General features: G+C 55.3%; 22 protein-coding genes. 7 read left to right on the top strand and 15 right to left on the bottom strand.

Annotated features, from left to right (window positions below; all coding sequences use genetic code 11):
- Nucleotides 1-61: 61 nt before the first annotated feature.
- Nucleotides 62-655, top strand: a complete 594-nt coding sequence (locus AC3Y7R_RS15355; RefSeq protein WP_490042943.1) for a L,D-transpeptidase — start codon at nt 62-64, stop codon at nt 653-655.
- 26 nt (nt 656-681) lie between these two features.
- On the opposite strand, the gene AC3Y7R_RS15360 is transcribed toward AC3Y7R_RS15355, so the two are convergent.
- From AC3Y7R_RS15360 to puuE, 6 genes are all read right to left on the bottom strand, one after another.
- Complete coding sequence (locus AC3Y7R_RS15360; RefSeq protein ID WP_490042944.1) at nt 682-1,203, bottom strand: DUF6985 domain-containing protein; 522 nt, start codon at nt 1,201-1,203, stop codon at nt 682-684.
- Nucleotides 1,204-1,454: 251 nt separating this feature from the next.
- Nucleotides 1,455-2,813, bottom strand: a complete 1,359-nt coding sequence (locus AC3Y7R_RS15365; protein WP_490042965.1) for a phosphohexomutase domain-containing protein — start codon at nt 2,811-2,813, stop codon at nt 1,455-1,457.
- Nucleotides 2,814-2,962: 149 nt separating this feature from the next.
- Nucleotides 2,963-4,396, bottom strand: a complete 1,434-nt coding sequence (locus tag AC3Y7R_RS15370; RefSeq protein WP_490042945.1) for a uracil-xanthine permease family protein — start codon at nt 4,394-4,396, stop codon at nt 2,963-2,965.
- A 66-nt stretch (nt 4,397-4,462) separates the two neighbouring features.
- Complete coding sequence (locus AC3Y7R_RS15375; protein ID WP_490042946.1) at nt 4,463-4,945, bottom strand: ureidoglycolate lyase; 483 nt, start codon at nt 4,943-4,945, stop codon at nt 4,463-4,465.
- On the bottom strand, nt 4,939-5,754 hold the full coding sequence (locus tag AC3Y7R_RS15380) for a bifunctional allantoicase/(S)-ureidoglycine aminohydrolase (RefSeq protein ID WP_490042947.1): 816 nt from the start codon (nt 5,752-5,754) through the stop codon (nt 4,939-4,941). The genes AC3Y7R_RS15375 and AC3Y7R_RS15380 overlap by 7 nt, the downstream gene beginning before the upstream one ends.
- Nucleotides 5,751-7,160: an allantoinase PuuE gene (gene puuE, locus AC3Y7R_RS15385; RefSeq protein ID WP_490042948.1), complete on the bottom strand. Its 1,410-nt coding sequence runs from the start codon at nt 7,158-7,160 to the stop codon at nt 5,751-5,753. Before puuE ends, AC3Y7R_RS15380 begins: the two co-directional genes overlap by 4 nt.
- Nucleotides 7,161-7,310: 150 nt before the next feature.
- Between puuE and uraH the strand changes: the two genes are divergently transcribed.
- Together uraH and AC3Y7R_RS15395 are read left to right on the top strand one after the other, a co-directional pair.
- Nucleotides 7,311-7,664 carry a hydroxyisourate hydrolase gene (gene uraH / locus AC3Y7R_RS15390; RefSeq protein WP_490042949.1) on the top strand — a complete coding sequence of 118 codons (354 nt, stop codon included), beginning with the start codon at nt 7,311-7,313 and terminating at the stop codon, nt 7,662-7,664.
- 36 nt (nt 7,665-7,700) lie between these two features.
- Entirely contained in the window at nt 7,701-8,537 is an 837-nt protein-coding gene (locus AC3Y7R_RS15395; RefSeq protein WP_490042950.1) for a DUF2189 domain-containing protein, read from the top strand.
- Here AC3Y7R_RS15395 and AC3Y7R_RS15400 read toward each other — a convergent pair.
- Complete coding sequence (locus AC3Y7R_RS15400) at nt 8,459-9,133, bottom strand: TetR/AcrR family transcriptional regulator (RefSeq protein ID WP_490042951.1); 675 nt, start codon at nt 9,131-9,133, stop codon at nt 8,459-8,461. The genes AC3Y7R_RS15395 and AC3Y7R_RS15400 overlap by 79 nt on opposite strands.
- A gap of 87 nt (nt 9,134-9,220) precedes the next feature.
- Here AC3Y7R_RS15400 and AC3Y7R_RS15405 point away from each other — a divergent pair, with 87 nt between their 5' ends.
- Complete coding sequence (locus AC3Y7R_RS15405) at nt 9,221-9,721, top strand: anthrone oxygenase family protein (RefSeq protein ID WP_490042952.1); 501 nt, start codon at nt 9,221-9,223, stop codon at nt 9,719-9,721.
- On the opposite strand, the gene AC3Y7R_RS15410 is transcribed toward AC3Y7R_RS15405, so the two are convergent.
- Nucleotides 9,696-10,616, bottom strand: coding sequence for a LysR family transcriptional regulator (locus AC3Y7R_RS15410; RefSeq protein ID WP_490042953.1), 921 nt, complete (start codon nt 10,614-10,616; stop codon nt 9,696-9,698). The genes AC3Y7R_RS15405 and AC3Y7R_RS15410 overlap by 26 nt on opposite strands.
- 136 nt (nt 10,617-10,752) lie before the next feature.
- Here AC3Y7R_RS15410 and AC3Y7R_RS15415 point away from each other — a divergent pair, with 136 nt between their 5' ends.
- Nucleotides 10,753-11,979: a urate hydroxylase PuuD gene (locus AC3Y7R_RS15415; RefSeq protein ID WP_490042954.1), complete on the top strand. Its 1,227-nt coding sequence runs from the start codon at nt 10,753-10,755 to the stop codon at nt 11,977-11,979.
- Between the two features lie 67 nt (nt 11,980-12,046).
- On the opposite strand, the gene AC3Y7R_RS15420 is transcribed toward AC3Y7R_RS15415, so the two are convergent.
- From AC3Y7R_RS15420 to AC3Y7R_RS15445, 6 genes are all read right to left on the bottom strand, one after another.
- Nucleotides 12,047-12,385 (bottom strand): hypothetical protein, encoded by a 339-nt coding sequence (locus tag AC3Y7R_RS15420; RefSeq protein WP_490042955.1) that lies wholly within the window; start codon nt 12,383-12,385, stop codon nt 12,047-12,049.
- A 153-nt stretch (nt 12,386-12,538) separates the two neighbouring features.
- Entirely contained in the window at nt 12,539-13,384 is an 846-nt protein-coding gene (locus tag AC3Y7R_RS15425) for a metal ABC transporter permease (protein WP_490042956.1), read from the bottom strand.
- A complete protein-coding gene (locus AC3Y7R_RS15430; protein ID WP_490042957.1) occupies nt 13,384-14,229 on the bottom strand; it encodes a metal ABC transporter permease in 846 nt (281 codons plus the stop codon). The genes AC3Y7R_RS15425 and AC3Y7R_RS15430 overlap by 1 nt, the downstream gene beginning before the upstream one ends.
- Nucleotides 14,226-15,110 (bottom strand): manganese/iron ABC transporter ATP-binding protein, encoded by an 885-nt coding sequence (locus AC3Y7R_RS15435; RefSeq protein ID WP_490042958.1) that lies wholly within the window; start codon nt 15,108-15,110, stop codon nt 14,226-14,228. Before AC3Y7R_RS15435 ends, AC3Y7R_RS15430 begins: the two co-directional genes overlap by 4 nt.
- Nucleotides 15,107-15,988 (bottom strand): metal ABC transporter substrate-binding protein, encoded by an 882-nt coding sequence (locus tag AC3Y7R_RS15440; RefSeq protein ID WP_490042959.1) that lies wholly within the window; start codon nt 15,986-15,988, stop codon nt 15,107-15,109. Before AC3Y7R_RS15440 ends, AC3Y7R_RS15435 begins: the two co-directional genes overlap by 4 nt.
- 97 nt (nt 15,989-16,085) lie before the next feature.
- Nucleotides 16,086-16,634 carry a DUF4329 domain-containing protein gene (locus AC3Y7R_RS15445; RefSeq protein WP_490042960.1) on the bottom strand — a complete coding sequence of 183 codons (549 nt, stop codon included), beginning with the start codon at nt 16,632-16,634 and terminating at the stop codon, nt 16,086-16,088.
- A 91-nt stretch (nt 16,635-16,725) separates the two neighbouring features.
- On the opposite strand from AC3Y7R_RS15445, the gene AC3Y7R_RS15450 reads away from it, so the two are divergent.
- Nucleotides 16,726-17,427: a fumarylacetoacetate hydrolase family protein gene (locus AC3Y7R_RS15450; RefSeq protein ID WP_490042961.1), complete on the top strand. Its 702-nt coding sequence runs from the start codon at nt 16,726-16,728 to the stop codon at nt 17,425-17,427.
- Between the two features lie 30 nt (nt 17,428-17,457).
- Here the strand turns inward: AC3Y7R_RS15450 and AC3Y7R_RS15455 are convergent, their stop codons facing one another.
- Nucleotides 17,458-18,081, bottom strand: coding sequence for a class I SAM-dependent methyltransferase (locus AC3Y7R_RS15455; protein WP_490042962.1), 624 nt, complete (start codon nt 18,079-18,081; stop codon nt 17,458-17,460).
- Between the two features lie 864 nt (nt 18,082-18,945).
- On the opposite strand from AC3Y7R_RS15455, the gene AC3Y7R_RS15460 reads away from it, so the two are divergent.
- Nucleotides 18,946-20,007 carry a hypothetical protein gene (locus tag AC3Y7R_RS15460; protein WP_490042963.1) on the top strand — a complete coding sequence of 354 codons (1,062 nt, stop codon included), beginning with the start codon at nt 18,946-18,948 and terminating at the stop codon, nt 20,005-20,007.
- Nucleotides 20,008-20,030 lie beyond the last annotated feature (23 nt).

Here is a 20,030-nt window from a genome sequence, read left to right on the forward strand (position 1 = left end):
CCCTGCGGGCCAAAGTGATACTCCACCGACAACTGCCAGATGAGCCACAAAGGGCCGATACATGAGCAAACCACAAACCCGCCGCCTGTTCCTCGCAACAGCCTCCGCCGCGTTGAGCCTACCCGCCGTTTTGCGCGCGCAAAGCATCGCAGCCCCGCTAGAGGAAGTTGGCGCGCCTGAGGCCTCGATCGGGGTGGACCGCAATGCGTCGAGCTTCCAATACCAACGCTGGCAAGACCACTTCGAGACGCTAGGCGTTGCCACCATCGTGGCCGATACCACCTCGCGCGCGCTGCATTACTGGGACGCAAAAGGCGTAAACTACCGCGTATTTGCCACCTCCGTGCCCCGGCGCGAAGACCTGACCAAACGCGGCTACACCAAAATTGTGCGCAAAAAAGTCGGGCCGGACTGGACGCCCACCGCCTCCATGGTCGCCGAAGATCCCGATCTGGCCTATATGCCGCCCGGTCCCGGTAACCCGCTGGGAACCCACGCAATGTATCTAGATTGGCCGGCATATTTGATCCATGGTACGCATGATACGCGCAAGATCGGGCGGCGGTCTTCCTCTGGCTGCATTGGTCTTTATAACGAGCAAATATCGCAACTCTTCGCAATGTGCCCTATCGGGACGCAAGTTCGCGTGATCTAGGGCTGGCGTTCAGAGTAGGGGGATGCTCACCCCATCGCGCCGCCAACAGCCACGAATGTTTTACCGTCTGTAAAGATCAAGCCTACACCGTGCTCGCCGTCCCAAGCGCATTCCCCAGAGATGATAGTGACGACTTTACCGTAAGCCGGACCACGAGTGCCGTAACTAATCAAAATTTCTTTGAGTTTTACCAACGGCCAAATCGCGTCCGCGCTGCCCGGCACCAATGGCTGATTGAACGTCCCCGACTGCTCGGCTTCCCAATCAAGTTGATGCTGAGGTGTCTCGAAATCGGAGCCACAATCTTCAAATGATTGCAAACAAGCCCCATAAAGCTCTTTAGCCGCTTGAGCACCAAAACCTTTGGGTGTCTCGCATAGGCTGGCAACCAAAGTTGCAACCGTCTCATGGTCGAACTCGCTGGCCTCAAAGGATATGACCAGCGGATTGTCTGGCAGAAATGGCAAAAGCAGCCCATGCGTTGTTGCCTCAAGGTACGCATTGGATTTTGTGCTGGTCAATAAATGCAAGATATCTGCTCGGCTCATTTGCGTATCCTCGCAGTGTTTCTAAATAATAGTGAAAATCATAAAAGGCACTTCTGTTAATTTTAAGAGTTTTCGCTGCGCGTATTTTAACGGCATGGAATATGCTTATTCAGGGGGCGTGGCCTTGGCAAAGTAAAGGGAGTTGGGGGAAATTAAACGTAATGCTGAAGCTGGAAAGTGCGAGCCAAAACAAAAAGGTAGGCATGCCTGCGGATGTATAGAGGACACCCCGCCCTCTATTTTTTCACCATCTAGGCCTCGGTAATCACCGCACTGATCTCCGCTACTTTTGCCGCCAACAAAGCCCGATCACCGCGCGCCTCGACATTTAATCGCAACACAGGCTCGGTGTTGGATTGGCGTAAATTTACCCGCCACTCGCCATAATCCAGCGACAACCCATCCATCCGGTCCACGGCCTTTGCGCCGTTCAAATACGCCGCCTCAAAAGCATCAATCGCGGGTTGCTTGTCGTCCAGCTTGAAATTGATCTCGCCCGAGGACGGGAAGCGCTCTTGCATGTCGGCCACCAACTCGGACAGCTTCTTGCCCGTCGCACTCATATGCTCGATCAACAACAACCACGGCACCATGCCGCTGTCACAATACATGAAGTCGCGGAAGTAATGATGCGCCGACATCTCGCCGCCATAGACCGCATCAACCTCGCGCATTTTGGCCTTGATATGTGAATGCCCCGATTGTGACACCACAGCCTCGCCGCCGCCCGTTTTGACTAAATCAAGCAAGGCCCAAATGACGCGCGGATCATGGATAATTTTCGCGCCTGCATGTTTGCCAAGGAATGCGCTGGCCAGCAGACCAACCACATATTCACCATCAATAAAAGCGCCAGTCTCATCAAAGAAGAAACACCGATCAAAATCACCGTCCCACGCAACGCCCAAATCGGCGCCTTCAGCGCGCACTAAATCAGCCGTCTGCGCGCGGTTCTCTTCCAGCAGCGGATTCGGAATGCCATTGGGAAATGCGCTGTCGGGCACATGGTGCTGGCGAACAAACTCCACCGGAGCACCCAACTTATCCGCGATCACATCAAAGGCGGGGCCAGCAACACCGTTGCCCGCATTCACCACCACCTTCATTGGCCGCCACGTTGATACATCAGCGAAATTCACCACGCATTGCGCATAGGCATCACGCGGATTGCGCGCCTCAAGTGTGCCGCGCGCCTTGGCTGGGCCGAAATCATCCGCCTCAGCCAACGCTTGTATCTCACCCAAACCATCGGCTGAGGATATCGGGCGAGACTCCGCGCGCACCATTTTAATGCCGTTATAATCAATAGGGTTATGCGAGGCCGTGACCATCAAGCCGCCGTCGCTTTGGTAATGCGAAGTGGCAAAATACACTTCCTCAGTGCCGCACAAACCCAGATCAATCACGTCCACGCCCTCGTCGCGCAAACCGTGCGCCAATTGCGTGGCCAAAGCCTGCGATGTCGGGCGGATATCATAGCCAATCACGACTGTTTTCGGCTCAATAGAGCGCGCAAACCCGCGCCCGATACCATAGCAAATCTCGTCGTTTAATTCGTCGCCCAAACGGCCACGCACATCATAGCTCTTAAAACAGGTCAGTTTACGCATCATACCCTCAACATCATTTGCCGCAGAGATAGCGCTGCTGGCGCAAAACCAAAAGGCTTTCTTTGTTCTTATAAATACGGGCAGCACTCCGCTCACAAAAAAGCCCCGGCGTCTCCACCGGGGCTCATCGTTGTCACAAAAAGGCGAACCTAGTCATGCGGTAGTGATCCACCACCATGACCTGTCATGCCGCCAGCCACTTCTTCCGTCGCCTCAGCCGCCAACTCTTCTGGCAAGATAAGGTTCAAGATGATGGCAATCGCCGCCGCAGGTAACAGACCTGATGTCATCAAGATACGTGCCGCATCTGGCAAGTGCTGAACCGCTTTAGGGTCCAATTGCAGACCAAGACCAACCGACAAGGCAATCGCAAAGATCACCATATTACGGCGGTTCCAATCCACATCCGACAGCATCGAGATACCCGCAGCCACAACCATACCAAACATCACAATCACACCACCGCCCAAGACTTCGATTGGGATGGTGCGGATGATTGCGCCGACCTTTGGCACAAGGCCACACAGGATCAAGAACAGCGCGCCGATGGTTACCACATGGCGGCTCATCACGCCGGTCATGGCGATCAAGCCGACGTTTTGGCTGAACGAGGTGTTTGGCATGCCGCCAAAGATACCCGCCACTGCCGTGCCAACACCGTCAGCATAGGTAGCGCCTTGGATTTCCTTGTCAGTCGCTTCGCGACCCGCACCACCTTTAGTGATCCCGGATACATCGCCCACGGTTTCAATCGCGGACACAAAGGCCATCAGGCAGAAGCCCACGATGGCTGCAAACGAGAACTCAAAGCCATATTTGAACGGCATCGGGATTTGGAACAGGGATGCACGGCTCATCGAGGTTGAAATCCCCTCAAAGCTGACTTCGCCAAATATTAGCGCGTAGATGTAGCCCACGATCAGGCCAACAAACACTGCCGAGACCGACAGCATGCCGCGGGTGAAGAACTTCAACCCCAACGTGGTGAACACAACGACCAATGCCATGGACCAGTTCCACAAGCTGCCATATTCCGGCTTGGCAATGGCTGGAATGCCACCCGCAGAATATTGGATGCCGACTTTGACCAGCGCCAAACCGATCATCATCACCACAAGGCCAGTGACCAGCGGCGGCAAGGCAAAACGAATTTTGCCAATAACCGTGCCCAGCAAGGCATGGAATAAGCCACCAATAACAACGCCACCAAACAGGGCGGGCAGGGCCTCGACACCTTTACCAGCAACCAGCGGGATCATGATCGGGATGAAGGCAAAGCTTGTACCTTGCACGATCGGCAAACGCGCCCCAACAGGACCCATGCCAATTGTTTGGAACAAAGTAGCAATGCCCGCAAACAACATCGACATCTGGATCAGATAGGTCATATCTGGAAAACCAAGCGCACCTTGGTCCGAGCCAAAGCCAAAGCCAGCCGCGCCGGAAATGATGATCGCAGGTGTCACGTTTGACACAAACATCGCCAACACATGTTGAATGCCCAAAGGAATGGCCTTGGCCAACCCCGGTGTATAATTTGGATCGCGCAGCTGCTCTGCGGTCCCTATTGATGTATCAGTCATTGGTTTCTCCCCGTTCGACTGTTTTATATACGCGCCATTTTTATGGTCACGTCGGTTTATGGCGCGTTAGCCGCGCTCTATCATGACTGGAGCATCCAGCCTGAATTCTTCTAGGTTTGCGCCGCCGCCAATTCGGTCAACAACCGCAAATAGCCCCGGCGCATGTAGGGGCGTCAAAACCCCATGCCATGTGCCTTTGTGAAAGTTGATCGCTTGCCCCGCGGCAGCCATGAATGCGCTGATCTCTCCGGGGCGATCGCCTAAATCTTGGGCGGCAATCACCAAGAACGGATCAAAACTCATCGGTATGAAAGCTTGCGAGCCCTGCGGGTGGCGCTCTAGCAGGGTCAATTCATAGGGCAGGGCGCGCGGCTGGGCTTGGAATATGCTGATGCCCGCTTGGCCATCTTCAAAATCCATATTCGCGCGGTCATGGAACCGACCGCACATCCCCTCATTGATCATCTTGTCAGGCGGACCTGCACATTCAAGCACATCACCAAAGGGCGCGAAGGCCTTTGCGGTAAGGGGCTGGGTTGCGATCACCATGGCAGCTTCGCGTGGCGGTTCACGTCCTTGTAGAGCAGATAGCGAAACGGCCCGTCACCCGTGGCGCGACACGCCTGTGGGCAAAAGGCGCGCAGCCACATGAAATCACCCGGACCGACCGTGACCCAGTCCTTGTTGAGCAGATATTCCGCAGTGCCTTCAATGACATATAGGCCATGCTCCATCACATGCGTTTCCTCAAACGGGATCAGGCCGCCGGGCTGGAAGGTCACGATGTTGAAGTGCATGTCGTGGCGCAAATCTGTTGGCTCGACAAAGCGCGTGGTGGCCCATTTGCCGTCTGTGTCGGGCATCGAGATCGGGGCGTTCTCGGCGTCTGAGGTCACGAAAGCCTCGGGCGCCGCGATACCGTCCACCGCCTCATAGCGCTTGCGCACCCAATGGAATGTGGCCTTGGAGGCGCTGCGATTGTGCAGGGTCCAGCCATGGCCCGCGGGCAGGTAGGCATAGCCGCCCTCGGCCAGTTTATGCGTGCCATCGGCGTTGCGCAATTCGACCTCACCCTCGACCACGAACAGCACCGATTGGGCGTCGGGATTGTCGTCGGGGCGCTCTGAGCCACCGCCGGGCGCGACCTCCATGATGTATTGCGAAAAGGTCTCGGCAAAGCCCGATAGGGGGCGCGCGATGATCCATGCGCGCGTGTCGGCCCAATGCGGGATAAAGCTGGTGACGATGTCGCGCATCACGCCTGCGGGCAAAAATGCATAGGCGGACGTGAATACAGCAGTGCCGGTCAACGGGTCAGATTGTGCGGGCAACCCTGCGGGTGGAATGGCGTAGCTCATGGTAATATTTCCTGTAGGCGAAGCTGTGCGATGCGCTCCACTTGGCGGCAGGCCTCGGCAAACTCGGTCTCGCTATCGTTGTTGATCCGGCGCTTGAAGGCGGCCAAGATGCTGTCTTTGTTGTTGTCGCGAACCGCAATAATGAAGGGAAATCCGTGCTTTGTGGTGTATTCTTCATTCAATTCTGTAAAGCTGGAGCGCTCCGCATCTGTCAGCTCGTCCAGGCCTACACTGGCCTGCTCTGCGGTGCTTTCTTGCGTCAGCCGTTTGGCCGCTGCAAGCTTGCCAGCAAGATCGGGGTGGGCGTCTAGAACCTCTAGGCGCTCGGTCGAGGTTGCTGCGCGGAATGTGCGTGCCAGCAGGTTATGTACCCCCTCGGCACAATCATGCGCGCGGCACAAATCCAGCTCCCAAGCACGCTCTGCAATCCATGGAGAATGCTCGAAGATTCCGCCGTAAGCCTTTACAAATGCACCCTTATCCATCTCGCTAGGGCGCTCCATTGTGACAGGCGGGTGCTCTGCCATCCAATGTTTTGCGATCTGCTCGCGGGTGGCAATCCACACGTCATCATGGCCGTTCACATAGGCAAGGAAGCGCTTGAGTGCTTGAATGCGCCCCGGCCGCCCGATCAGGCGGCAATGCAGCCCGATTGACAGAATTTTGGGTGCGCCATCACAGCCTTCTTCATAAAGCGCATCAAAGCTGTCGCGCAGATATGTCTCAAACTGAGCCCCAGAATTGAACCCCTGAGGTGTCGCAAATCGCATGTCATTGCAATCAAGCGTATAGGGCACGACCAACTGATTGCGCGCGCCGTATTGCGCATAATAGGGCAGGTCGTCGGCATAGCTATCGGCCACATAGTCGAACCCGCCATGCTCTGCGGCCAAGCGCACGGTGTTTTCCGAGCAACGCCCAGTGTACCAGCCGCGCGGCGCCTCGCCTACAATTTCTGTGTGCAGTTTGATGGCCGCTTCCATATCGGCGCGCTCATCCTCGGCTGAGTAGTCTTTGTATTCGATCCATTTCAACCCGTGCGAGGCAATTTCCCAGCCCGCGGTTTTCATCGCGGCAACCTGCTCGGGGCAGCGCGCAAGGGCGGTGGCGACGCCATATACGGTGATCGGTGTATCTTTGAGCAGGCGGTGAATGCGCCAAAAACCAGCGCGCGCACCGTATTCGTAAATCGATTCCATGTTCCAGTGGCGCTGGCCCGGCCAAGCGCTCGCACCAACGATCTCGGATAAAAACGCCTCGGAGGCGGCATCCCCATGCAAGATGTTATTCTCGCCGCCTTCTTCGTAGTTCAGCACGATTTGAACGGCAATTTTTGCCCCGCCCGGCCAGTTGGCCTTTGGTGGGTTGGCTCCGTGGCCGCGCAAGTCGCGTGGGTATCTTGTCATATCGTCCCCTGTCCCTGTGTTTACTCGCTACATCAAATAAATAACCATGTATTTCAAAAAGTATTTGAAAGAGTTTTTCACATGATCACCTAGCATTCGCGCGCGTGCTGCGCGAGGCTAGCACAAGTTGTGATCTTAAAGGAGATGCAGATGCCCGGCTACCTGACAACACATGTGCTCGACACTGCAACAGGCCTTCCTGCGGCTGGCTTGGAAATCATGCTCTACTGCGTGTCTGGCAACAGTCACAGCAAGATTGCCACTATGGTGACCAATGCCGACGGGCGCACCGATAGCCCTATCCTGCCTGAGGATAAATTCAAACGCGGCACGTACGAGCTGGTGTTCAAAGCCGGCGCCTATCTGGATGCACTCGGCACCCCGCCGGAAGACCCACGCTTCCTAGACGAGATCCCGATCCGCTTTGGCATGTCACAAGACAGCCACTACCACGTACCACTGCTGCTCAGCCCGTTTGGATATTCCACCTATCGCGGCAGTTAAGCTTGCCAGATGGCAATTGTCGTGCTGTCATAGGGTATGACAACACAGCCAGCCCCAAGCCCGCGCCCAGAAATCGGAACTGTCACAGTCTGGGAGCTTTTACGCGCCCTGCGAGAAGGGTGGCGCGACTTCAAGCGCGCGCCTGCCTATGGGCTGTTCTTCTCGGCCTTCTATGTGATTTGCGGCGCCGGACTGACCTATATGGGCGCAGGCACGTTTACTTGGACCTTGATGCTGGCCTTGGGTTTCCCGCTTGTGGCACCTTTCGCGGCGGTAGGGCTCTACGAGGTCAGCCGCAGGATCGAGGCCGACGAGGCCTTAGGTTGGTCGGAAGTCCTATCCGTGGTCTGGGCCGAGCGCGGCCGCCAATTGCCATGGATCGGGGCGCTACTGGTGCTCATCTTCATGTTCTGGAGCTTTTTCGCGCATATGTCGCTGGCGCTGTTCTTTGGCAATATGCAGATGATCAATGTTTCCACATCCTTTGAGATATTCCAGACCCCCACAGGCATGATGCTCATCGCGTTTCAACTTTTGGTGGGCGGGTTGGTGTCCTTGCTAACCTTCACCATCACCGTGGTGTCCATGCCGTTGCTGCTGGACCGCGAGATTGATTTCATGACCGCGATGGGCATCTCGATCCGCACGGTCTATCGCAACCGGGTGGTGATGCTGCTTTGGGCGGCGATTATCGCGGTGTCGGCGCTGATCGCGATGATCCCGATGTTCTTGGGGCTATTTTTGGTCCTGCCCGTGCTGGGCCATGCCACATGGCATATCTACCGCCGCGCGCTTTATACCCCGCTTGTGGCAGATTCTAATGGTGCATCTTCGCAGGCGACGGCAGAGGGTGAATTGGGCGCGCAAAGTTGAAAAAAGGCGCTCAGTGACGTCTCGACGCGGCTCTTGAGTTGCTTTCGGGTTAAGGGCGGTAAAGTGCCGATGACACGCCGCATTTGTAGATCACCGATGAGCAAATGCAAAAACCATTCCGCGGCTTGCTCGTCGCTGGGTGCGCTGATGACGCCGGTCAAACGCAAGCGCTCCATCAACTCGATAATACGTGGGAAAACGCGGTCGCGACCTCCCTTGGCGATTGCGGCCCCAAGATCTCCCGATGCATCGGATGCCGCCGCGCGGTTCAACGCGACAGAGCGCTCTCCCAGCAATAAATTGAGCAATAAGCGGGCAGTATTGTGGAGTGTGTCGGCGGCGGGAAGCGGCGAGGACAACGTCTTGTCGAGCGCGACCTCAATATCGGAGGCATTGCCCTTGACGATTTCCAAAAACAAGCGCGGCTTATCTCCATACCAACGATAAAGTGTTTCATTAGAAGCCTTTGCAGCCTTGGCGATGGTAAGCATTGATGCGCCCTCATAGCCCCGAGACCGCATGACTTCGAGGGCGACAGCCTCGATCTCGGCGCGCCTTTTGGCTTTGCTGTCTGCTTTCATAATCTCAGGACCCATTGAGGTTTTTTAATTGCGACCCATCCGAACACATGTATACGGAATTGTAAATACGTATATATGTGTACAGATTTGAAAGGGTATGAAATGCACGCTTCCGCTAAATATATTGCCGTAATTGGTGTCCTCTTTTCGGGGGCCATTTTCGGCTTCTTCTACGCTTGGGTTTGCTCAACCATGTGGGGGCTGGACGCGATTGATCCGCGCATCGCAATCGCGGCGATGAATGGTATGAACGAGTCCGTGCGCAACACAACATTCGCCCCCGCCTTCTTTGGTACGCCGCTGGTTTTGGCCATGGCGGCAGGGGCCCTTTGGCTGGCAGCACAGCGCTCCGCCGCGATCTGTTTCGGTGCGGCGGTTCTGATTTATCTGGCGCTCGGGATGGCCTTGACCATCAGCATCAATGTTCCAATGAACCGTGCTTTGCTGCTGGTGGAAATCCCCCAAGACATCGCGCAGGCGCAGACCATGTGGGAGGCCTATTCCACCAAGTGGCAATTCTGGAACCAAGCGCGCACGATTGCCAGTGGCGTGTCTTTCGCATTGGCTGCATACGGGCTTACTCGGGTTTCAGACCGGGCTTGATTGCGTCACCAATGCGCTGCGCCATGTGATCCATGAACAGGCGCAGCTTCGGGTCTTGGTGCTTGCGGTGGGCAAACAAAAAACCCAGCGTGACGGGCAGGGGTGGGGTGGCTGTGCACAGCTCGATTAGCGCCCCCGAGGCCAGATGCTCCGCCACCTCATGGCGCGGCTTCAAGATCACCCCGAACCCATTCAGCGCCCAACCCGTTAAAACATCGCCGTCATCGCTCTCGAAAGGGCCGCTGACGGCGTATTTCTTCTCGCCATCTTCAGTTTGAAGCCCCCATTGAAATTCAGGCGCACCGGGGTAGCGCAGGTTCAGGCAATCATGTTTGTCCTCTATCAAATCATCGCCGGATTCAGGTCGCCCCTTGATGGCCAAATAATCGGGCGCTGCACAAATCACCCGCTCCACCTCGCAAATCTGGCGCATCATCAAATTGCTGTCGCGTGGCTGGTCTTGGAACAGCGCCACATCCAGCCCCTCGGCGGTCAAATCTATTTTGCGATCCGACAGGCGAAGCCGAATATCCACCAACGGATATAGCATCTTAAATCGCGGCACTTCGGGCGCAAGGAACCGCTTTCCTACGCCCAGTGGCGCCGCCACAAACAACGTGCCGCGCGGCGAACGGCTCATGTCGGTCACCGAGGTTTCGGCGGCCTCAATGGCTTCCAATATACGCTGCGCCCCGTCATAGAAAACGCGGCCCTGCTCGGTGGGTTGCAACGAGCGCGTCGTGCGCGCAAACAACCGCACGCCCAATTGGGTCTCTAGCGTGTTGATCCGCGCCGAGGCCACTGCGGGCGATATCCGCTGATCACGCGCCGCCGCAGACATGGAGCCTAAATCATAGACGCGCAGGAAGGTTTTGATTGTCTCGACGTAACTCATTTTTAGGCTCATATTGCAGGGACAATTAAAGAGGGCAGTACATTATCTAAAAGTTTTTGAAGCTGCCGCTGATAATTCTCTATTTCATGTAGCTGTGCAACTGTGCTGTGATAAACAAAACATCAGGAGAGCAAATATGTACGATCTGGCAATCATGTGGGACTGGCTGGCTTTTGCCGTGCGGTGGACACATGTGATCACTGCAATGGCTTGGATTGGCAGCTCTTTTTACTTCATCGCACTGGATTTGGGCCTGAACCGAAACATTGAGGGCCCCGCTGATGGCGAGGAATGGCAAGTCCATGGCGGCGGCTTCTACCATATCCAAAAATACCTGATTGCCCCCGAAGCGATGCCCGAGCACCTAATTTGGTTCAAATGGGAAAGCTACATGACGTGGATTTCCGGTGTGGCCATGATGGGGGTCGTCTACTGGGCTGGCTCCGAGTTGTTCTTGATCGACGCCAATGTGATGGATCTGTCGCAATGGCAGGCAATCGCGATCTCTGCCGCGTCGCTACTGGTGGGCTGGGTTATTTATGATTACCTGTGTAAATCTCCCTTAGGAGAACACCCTACTATCTTGATGTTGCTACTCTTTGTGCTGCTAACGGTTATGGCGTGGGGCTATACAGAAGTGTTCACAGGCCGTGCTGCAATGCTGCATCTGGGCGCGTTCACCGCAACGATCATGACCGCCAATGTGGCGCATGTGATCATGCCAAATCAGCGCATTGTGGTGGCGGATTTGAAGGCTGGCCGCGTACCGGATGCCAAATACGGCAAGATCGCTAAGCTGCGCTCGACCCATAATAACTACCTGACGCTGCCGGTTATTTTCTTGATGCTGTCCAATCACTACCCGCTGGCTTTTGCGACGGAATATAACTGGATCATCGCCTCGCTGGTCTTCTTGATGGGCGTCACTATTCGCCATTACTTCAACACCATGCACATGAAAAAGGCTGAGCCACGCTGGACGATCGGCGCGTCTGTTGTGTTGCTGATTATCATCATGTGGCTGTCCACGGCAGGCCAGCCCACGGTGGCAGATGGGGATCAAGCCATGGGCCCCGTCGCGACGCAATTCGCGCAGGCCGACGGGTTTGAGGATGTGCAAGACATCGTGCTAGGCCGCTGTTCTATGTGTCATTCACGCGAGCCGGTTTGGGATGGTATGCTGTGGGCCCCTAAAAACGTGCATCTGGAAACCACCGCAGATATCGCAAATCATGCCAAGCAAATATACCTGCAAGCAGGTGCCAGCCACGCCATGCCGCCCGCCAACCTGACCTATATTGAGCTGGAGGAGCGCCTAGCCATTCGCAACTGGTTCCAAAACGCCCGTGATGGGGCTTCTTAGTGTCGAACGTCAGGATGGGCCGTGTTGTTAGATTAACAGTGCTCCTAAAAATAATTTGCTTAGGTTTCTATTCCTTAAAATAATGGGGACTGCTTGGTGCATCGAAGACACTTTCATCAAACAGTGCGTCCATGTCGTTCGGGAGCATGCGTCTCATTATGTCGCATCGGGCCAACAGCATAAGTTTGTAAGCGCCGTTGGTTTCGAATGTGCCCAAGTATTTTTCAACATCTTCAATCGTTTGCATGTGGAGCGGTTGATGGAAAAACGATATTAATTCTGCAAGAGTTGCATGAATCTTTATTAAGTCTCTCAAATTTACGACAGTCGTCCGGTCAGCGGGGATGTTCTCGTCGATCCCGTAAAAGGCGTGTTCGACAATATCATCTGTGTATTCTCTTTCCATTCTACCCTCAAAGCGATGAACTCAGGATTATAATCGGCGCTCTCAGTGATGCAATGAAAATTCAATTATGGATTCCAAGTGGTCGCCCATAATTGCGCATCACGCATGGAGCGCGCCTTGGCAGATATGGCCTCACCTATGACCGTTTCACATTCAGGAAGTGACCCGCCGCGCCAAAACCGAGGCCCGAATAAACGCCGCGATAAACGTCGCTGTCATCAGTAAAACGATGGTTGGGGCAGGGGCGCTGTCTAGGAAGAAGCTTAGGTAGACGCCAAAGAACGAGCACGCCACCGCGATGCCCATCGACAGCCACAACATCATGCCAAACCGCTTGGTCAGCAGGAATGCAATCGCCCCCGGCGCCACCAAAAACGCGATGGCAAGGATGATGCCAACCGCTTGCAACGCCGCCACCACGGTCAGCGAGATCACCGCCAGCAGCCCGAAATGCAGCGCACGCACCGGCAGGCCTTGGGCGCGCGCTTGTTGCTCGTCAAAGGCATGCAGCAACAAATCGCGCCAGAAAAGCGCCAGCAATCCGGTGACGAAAAATGCAATTACGCCCGTGGTCCACATATCGGCCGGCCCTACGCCCAGCATGTTGCCAAACAAGATGTGATCAAGGTGCACGTCGCTCTCGATCTTGGTGTACATCACGATGCCAAGGCCAAACATGCCCGAGAACACGACGCCCATCACGGTGTCGCGCTTCACGCGAGAATTCTCGTCAATAAACCCTGTCAGCCCCGCGCAAACCATGCCCGCCGCAAAGGCCCCAATGGCTAGTGGGATGCCCATGACATAGGCCAAAACGATCCCCGGCAGCACCGCGTGCGAAATTGCATCGCCCATCAAAGACCAGCCTTTAAGGACTAGAAAGCACGATAAAAACCCAGCAGGGACCGCCAACATGACCGAGATTAACATCGCGTTGGTCATGAAGGGAAAAACGAATGGCAGGCACCATTCTGCCTCGCATTGTGCAAGCCACTCCATCACAAAGCCTCCCGTGCGCGCGCACGCGCCGCCAAGATGCCATGCTTGGGTGCAAACACAAACGCCAATAAGAATAGCACGGTTTGCAAGCACACAATCACACCGCCCGTTGCCCCATCTAAGAAGTAGCTAATATAGGCCCCAACGAATGACGATATTGACCCGATAGCGACCGCAATCATCAGCAAACGCGGGAAACGGTCGGTCAATAAATAGGCCGTGGCGCCGGGCGTGACGACCATCGCGATGACTAGAAATGCGCCCACGGTTTGCAACGCCGCCACGGTTGAGGCCGATAGCAGCGTGAAGAAAATCACCTTCAACAATTCAGGGCGTAACCCGATAGAGCGCGCGTGGTTCTCGTCGAAAAACGTCACCATCAAATCGCGCCACTTGGCCAACAACACCACCAAAGACACGCCGCCAATGATCGCCAATTGCAGTGTATCAGCAGGCGAGATGGCCAAGATATTGCCCATAATAATGGTCTGGATATTAACGGACGCTGGCGATAGCGAGATCATGAACAAGCCCAGCCCAAAGAACGAGGTAAAGATCAGCCCGATAATGGCGTCTTCCTTCAATCCGGTGCGCTGATTTAGAAACAACATCGCCCCGCCAGCCAAACCGCCGGCAAAGAACGCGCCCAAGGCAAATGGCAGCCCCAACATATAGGCCGCCGCGACGCCCGGCACGATAGAATGGCTTAACGCGTCGCCAATCAGCGACCAGCCTTTCAGCATCAGATACGCCGATAGAAAGGCGCAAACCGCCCCGACCAGCGCCGATACCCACATGGCGTTAACCATGTAGCCATAGGTGAAGGGCTCCCAAAGCGTACTCATGCCTCGCTCGCTTTTTCGTCGTCATCATCATCGTGGTCGTAGATAACAAAGGGCCGCTCATCGTCGGAAATAACTGTCAGGCGGCGCTTATCATCTTCATCATCATGCAGATCTGCGCCCTCCATAACGAAGTGGCGCAGCACACCGCCAAAGGTCTTTTCAAGGTTTTTACGTGTGAAAATTTCGGCCGTTGGACCATGCGCCAACACGGTGCCTTTGATCAAGATCGTGCGGTCGCAAAACTCGGGCACCGAGCCAAGATTATGCGTCGAGACCAGCATCACGCGGCCCTCGTCACGCATTTCGCGCAGCAGGGCGATGATCGCTTCCTCGGTCTTCACATCGACGCCGGTGAACGGCTCGTCCAGCAACACAACGCGGCTGTCTTGCGCTAGTGCACGCGCCAAGAATACGCGCTTTTTCTGGCCGCCAGATAACTCGCCGATTTGGCGGTGGCGGAACTCCAGCATGTTGACGCGCTCTAGCGCGTGCTCGACCGCTTTGTGGTCGTCGGGGCGCGGGATGCGGAAGAACCCCATATGGCCGTAGCGCCCCATCATCACCACGTCTTCTACCAGCACCGGAAAGGACCAATCGACCTCTTCGGCTTGCGGAACATAGGCCACCGTGTTGGCGCGCAACGCGTCGCGCACGGTGCCACCAAGGATCGAGATCGTGCCAGAGGATGCCGGCACGAACCCCATTATCGCCTTGAAAAGAGTAGACTTTCCTGAACCGTTGACCCCAACAAGGGCGGCAATCGTGCCTTTTGGCAGAGAGAAAGACGCATCGCGCAGGGCGGTGTGGCCATTGCGGTAAGTGACGGTTATGCCTTCAGCGCAAAGGCCAGAAGCATCAACAGGGATGGAGCCAAAATTCACTTCTCTAGACCTTCCGTGATGGTTTCGACCGTGACGCGCAGCAGGTCCAGATATGTCGGCACCGGGCCGTCAGCGGCGCTTAGGCTGTCCACATAAAGCACGCCACCATAGGCGGCCCCGGTCTCTCGCGCGACCTGTTTTGCAGGGGCGGCAGAGACGGTGCTTTCGGAGAAAACCACGCCGATATTGTGCTCGCGGATGGTGTCAATTACCGCGCGCACTTGGCTAGGCGTGCCTTGCGCATCGGCGTTAATGGGCCACAAGAATAGCTCTTTGAGCCCCAAATCACGCGCCAAATACGAGAACGCACCCTCAGACGTCACCAGCCAGCGTTTCGTCTCGGGCAGGGCGTCGATACGGGCCTGCAACGGGCCAAGGGCGGCGGTGATTTCAGCCTTATAGGTGTCGGCATTGGCGCGGTAGATAGCGGCATTGTCGGGGTCATGGGTCATGAAAGCCGCTGCGATATTGTCGACATAGATCAGCGCCGCACTGGTCGACATCCACGCATGCGGATTGGGCTTGCCCGTATAGGGCCCCTTATAAATGCTCATCGGCTCCACCCCGTCCGAGATCACGGCGGAGGGCACATTGCGCAGGTTACGGAAGAACTGTTTGAACCATATTTCCAGATTTAACCCGTTCCACAACACCAGATCGGCCTTTTGAGCGCGCAAAATATCGCGTGGCGTTGGCTCATAGTTGTGAATTTCGGCACCCGGCTTGGTGATACTTTCAACAATGGCCACATCACCTGCAACCCGCGATGCCATGTCGGCAATCACAGTAAAAGTGGTGACAGCTTTGAATTTATCGGCGGCGCTGACCGGTAAGACGCTCAGGAATAACGCAAAAAGGGCGGGAAAGGTCAGGCGCATGGGCATGGGTCCATTGGTAGGGGAAGGGGGCTGCCGCCCTTTTATGCGAGTCACTTGCAACAAGTCAAGCAAGTTGCGAGCAATTCGCAACTTGTGTTTAATACAATTGCTGCCGTTGCTTGAGCTGGCGCAGGGTGTATTTGTTGCGGATCAGGCCCCAGTCGTTCGGGTGAAAATGGCGGTCTTGCGGCAGGCACCGGACCCCACACAACTGTTGCGTTATTCCCTTTTTGGGCAGGTTTACCCAAAACCGCCCTCCCGGTGTGGCAATGAACCCGATCAGGTTTTCCTCGCGATCCGCATATAAATCCTCATACGAGGGCACTTCGCTGTCGGCCTCGTGATCATAGGCCCCATGGGTGTGGTAAGAGGCCAACGCCACAATGCCCCGCCCGCGAAACCTATGCGGCAAGCAACTGTCGGGTCGCCCCTTGCGCGGGCGGCTGGCGACAATCGCGCCCGCTTTATTGCGCCCCAAAAGGCCGCAAAATTCGCGCCCGGTGCGAAAACTGCGGCTTTGCAATCCAGTTAAAACCTGCTGCGCGGCGGCCCGCAATTGGCGGTCTTGGCCCAGCCGGATGGTGTCGGATAGAACAGGGCCGGATACCCCGATGATGAATGTAATGCACAATAGAATATATCTCATGCGCACGAGGCTAACCCAGTGCATTGGGTGCTGTCCAATCAAACCGGACGGGGGTAGGCTGCGCGCCAACTGACTGCTTGAAAGGCTCCCTATGCGCTATGTCATTGATCCAGCACCACAGGCATCCGTTGCCGTTCACGGCAGCTCTGCGCGCTTCCCGGTGCGGCGTATTTTCTGCGTGGGCCGCAATTACGCCGAGCATATTCGCGAGATGGGCAATGACGAGCGTGACCCGCCGTTCTACTTCACCAAACCTGCCGATGCGGTGGTCGAAAGCGGGGCTGAAATTCCCTATCCGCGCGCCACATCTGATGTGCATCACGAGGTGGAATTGGTGCTGGCCATTGGTAAGGGCGGCGCGGATATCGCCCCAAAAGATGCGCTGCACCACATTTGGGGGGCAGGGGTCGGCATTGACCTGACGCGGCGCGATATGCAGGCGGTTGCCAAGAAAGCAGGCCGCCCGTGGGACATGGCCAAAGGGTTCGATCAATCCGCGCCGATGGGGGCTTTGGTGCCGCTAGCGCAGGCGGGAGGGCTGGCCTCGGGGCGCATTTGGCTCACGGTCAATGACGCGCCGCGTCAAGCTGGCGATCTGTCCCAGATGATCTGGCCCGTGGCCGATTGCGTGGCGCATTTGTCCGGCTTGGTCGCGCTGGCACCGGGTGATTTGATCATGACCGGCACGCCTGCGGGTGTCTCGGCGGTCAGCGCGGGTGACAGGTTGGTGGCCGGCATTGATGGGCTGCCCGAGGTCTCGATCATGCTGGGCACAGCGGGAGGCGCGGCGTGACGCACCCCCAATGAGGGCGGGCCTGCCCCCTTAGTTTTGGACCTTCTGGAGCACTAGAAATGTCATCATTCCCATCGGCGGAAGGGGCCGTTGCTCGACGACCGTAAGGTTTGATTGACCAAGTACGGCGGTGATTTCAAAATCAGAGTGCCAGCCTAAAAGATTGGCGAATGGGGCAGAAAACCGTTCCGCGCGGGCCAGCAGGCCGGTTTGGCGGGCGAAGTGGTTTGTAATCACGATCTTACCGCCGGATTTGCAAACCCGCGCCATCTCCGCCATGACGCGATCAGGCTCTGGAACCACAGAGATGATGTGCATCGCAGCTACCGTGTCGAAATGGGCATCGGGGAAATCGAGGTGGCGCGCGTCCATCTGTTTAAGGTCGCGAACGTGGTGAAGCCCCAGATCGTCAACTCTGGCCCGTGCTTTGCCTAGCATTTCTTCGCTAAAATCAATGCCCGTGACATGCAAATCAGATCGGTAATGTGGAAGGGCAAGCCCGGTTCCGACGCCGACCTCTAAGGTGTTTTCGCCACCCTGCGCATTGATGAAATCAACCGCCGCCCGCCGTCCTGCGCGGGTTATGGCCCCAAAGGTTTTGTCATAGATCGGCGCCCACCGCGCGTATGAGCTTTTAACGGCACTGAGTTCCAAGGGTCTATCTTTCGGGTTTTATGGGTCGCGCAGGCGTCTGAACCGCGCCAACCGGTCTGCATCTGTGGGGGAATGTCGGGGCAATAACCATGTCGCACTTTTTGAGTTACGTCGCTATTGCACGACAACTGGTCGCTTTTAACCAGATCATTGAAGCAGCTACAACATGATAAATGTAAGTTTCGCGACAATAGGCGTCGAGGGCTTACGCTTAAGATTACGCTTACGATTGTGCCAAGATTGACTTAGGTGCCTTGTGTCTGGCTCTTGTCGACGGGGCGGTTTTGCACTACATTAGCCCCTTGGATTTAAGCTGAAAAAACACTGCTGGATGCCGCCAAAATGGGCCAAGGCCGGATCACCATTTGGGTGTATAAGCTGAATACGCGCGCGCGGGAATTCTATCGTCGTGAAGGGCGTGTTGAACTTGATCGTGAACAAGATCAACAATCGCACCTTATGTATGTATATAGCTGATGGAATAGGCTGTCGTGATGAACAGCGCCGCACAAAAAGCCTCGGCCCGCCTTTCCGTTGCCCGATGAAGTTTTGGACGGATTGCCAGAAAGCTAGCTACTTATCAGTAACTTATAGAGAGTGAGTTTTCATGCTGTCCAGATGTTGTCGTTCAAATGGGAAGATGTGCGGCACTATGCTAAGTCAATTTCCGTTTTAGTAGAACATCGCTTGATGTGTTGTTGACGAGATCGGGAAGTCGGGAAAATACATAATGAAGTTAACGACCCAAAGCCGAAATTGAGGCCTCACAAGCTTTTTTGGACCTGATGCTACAAAGCAGACGATGTTTAATTGCACTGAACAGGCTAGCCCTCTAACTTTAACCCAAATCAATTATCGAGGTGCGTGGATGACTTCATTCTGCAGTTTTCTTGTTTTTGGCAGGGCGAATTTGAACTTGTTCGATCAGTCTGCGCTGAAGCGGGTTGGTCTGTTCACGGTATAATCGACCCTTCAACGAGATACAGGTTTTATACGACAGGAATGAGTGAAATTTCTCAGGCGTCAGTTTTGCCCACATATGGTCCTCTTCGTGAAGAAGAGTATGGGCAAGTGCTTATCTTTGAAGCTGGGCAGGATGAAGCCGACAACATCATAGAGCTCATACGCGCAGCAAGTTTGATCTTGGAAGGGCTTCCAGGTCAGTTTAGCCCAAATGGGCACGGATTTGAAATTCCTGACGACCCAATTGAACGCGAAGAAATATTTGAGCTGGTATTCCGTACAGCCGGTTTTTTCGAAAAGTTCACCTTTCGAGAAACACTTCCTGTCGCGGTGGCGGTCGCTGCGAAGGCATGGTCAGACAGTCGTCTAATTTATGCGATCCACAAGTTAGCACAAAGCATTATGACAGAGAGCGTTTCGCCGCATTCGATGCATCCCAGACATCGGCAAGTTTTTCAGAAGCACAGCCCTGATTTCTCGTCACATGTTGGGACTTCGATTGCAATCAATCTCGCGTATTCTGCGATTCAAGAACTTGGTTTGGACGTGAGGTCGAGTAGTAAAAATCCAAGATGGTTAGACAAAAATAAGTTTGTCTGGAATCCGGTTGTGCTTGAGGAACTGAATGCACGGCTCGTTGCTGCTGGGGTAGACCCAGACAAAACAACTGATTGGGTCATTAGAGGCGAAAGTAGCGAAGTTGAGGTGCACCCAATTCGGGACACTCTAGCGGTTCATAGCGATGGGGGAGAGGTCAGAGATGTAGAGTTATCACTCCCAGATGCCATAAACGCTTGCGAATACATGCGGAACTATATGACTGCTCATGCGTTCAGCAGCTCAACCCCTCTTCTCGGGCCCTATGAGGCCTTCAATGCGCAACAAGTTGCGAGGTTCTTGACGCTTTCGAAATGCGGACTGTGGAATGGTTGGACGAATGGGCTGAAAGCGCGCTACACATGAACTGAGGTGGCCCTAGATTTGTA

It is taken from the genome of Litoreibacter sp., assembly GCF_058136045.1.

What these genes read in the sequence shown, in the direction of transcription:
- AC3Y7R_RS15355 (WP_490042943.1), top strand. Translation starts at nt 62, where the DNA reads ATGAGCAAACCACAAACCCGCCGCCTGTTCCTCGCAACAGCCTCCGCC.
- AC3Y7R_RS15360 (WP_490042944.1), bottom strand. Translation starts at nt 1,203, where the DNA reads ATGAGCCGAGCAGATATCTTGCATTTATTGACCAGCACAAAATCCAAT.
- AC3Y7R_RS15365 (WP_490042965.1), bottom strand. Translation starts at nt 2,813, where the DNA reads ATGCGTAAACTGACCTGTTTTAAGAGCTATGATGTGCGTGGCCGTTTG.
- AC3Y7R_RS15370 (WP_490042945.1), bottom strand. Translation starts at nt 4,396, where the DNA reads ATGACTGATACATCAATAGGGACCGCAGAGCAGCTGCGCGATCCAAAT.
- AC3Y7R_RS15375 (WP_490042946.1), bottom strand. Translation starts at nt 4,945, where the DNA reads ATGGTGATCGCAACCCAGCCCCTTACCGCAAAGGCCTTCGCGCCCTTT.
- AC3Y7R_RS15380 (WP_490042947.1), bottom strand. Translation starts at nt 5,754, where the DNA reads ATGAGCTACGCCATTCCACCCGCAGGGTTGCCCGCACAATCTGACCCG.
- puuE (WP_490042948.1), bottom strand. Translation starts at nt 7,160, where the DNA reads ATGACAAGATACCCACGCGACTTGCGCGGCCACGGAGCCAACCCACCA.
- uraH (WP_490042949.1), top strand. Translation starts at nt 7,311, where the DNA reads ATGCCCGGCTACCTGACAACACATGTGCTCGACACTGCAACAGGCCTT.
- AC3Y7R_RS15395 (WP_490042950.1), top strand. Translation starts at nt 7,701, where the DNA reads ATGACAACACAGCCAGCCCCAAGCCCGCGCCCAGAAATCGGAACTGTC.
- AC3Y7R_RS15400 (WP_490042951.1), bottom strand. Translation starts at nt 9,133, where the DNA reads ATGGGTCCTGAGATTATGAAAGCAGACAGCAAAGCCAAAAGGCGCGCC.
- AC3Y7R_RS15405 (WP_490042952.1), top strand. Translation starts at nt 9,221, where the DNA reads ATGCACGCTTCCGCTAAATATATTGCCGTAATTGGTGTCCTCTTTTCG.
- AC3Y7R_RS15410 (WP_490042953.1), bottom strand. Translation starts at nt 10,616, where the DNA reads ATGAGTTACGTCGAGACAATCAAAACCTTCCTGCGCGTCTATGATTTA.
- AC3Y7R_RS15415 (WP_490042954.1), top strand. Translation starts at nt 10,753, where the DNA reads ATGTACGATCTGGCAATCATGTGGGACTGGCTGGCTTTTGCCGTGCGG.
- AC3Y7R_RS15420 (WP_490042955.1), bottom strand. Translation starts at nt 12,385, where the DNA reads ATGGAAAGAGAATACACAGATGATATTGTCGAACACGCCTTTTACGGG.
- AC3Y7R_RS15425 (WP_490042956.1), bottom strand. Translation starts at nt 13,384, where the DNA reads ATGGAGTGGCTTGCACAATGCGAGGCAGAATGGTGCCTGCCATTCGTT.
- AC3Y7R_RS15430 (WP_490042957.1), bottom strand. Translation starts at nt 14,229, where the DNA reads ATGAGTACGCTTTGGGAGCCCTTCACCTATGGCTACATGGTTAACGCC.
- AC3Y7R_RS15440 (WP_490042959.1), bottom strand. Translation starts at nt 15,988, where the DNA reads ATGCGCCTGACCTTTCCCGCCCTTTTTGCGTTATTCCTGAGCGTCTTA.
- AC3Y7R_RS15445 (WP_490042960.1), bottom strand. Translation starts at nt 16,634, where the DNA reads ATGAGATATATTCTATTGTGCATTACATTCATCATCGGGGTATCCGGC.
- AC3Y7R_RS15450 (WP_490042961.1), top strand. Translation starts at nt 16,726, where the DNA reads ATGCGCTATGTCATTGATCCAGCACCACAGGCATCCGTTGCCGTTCAC.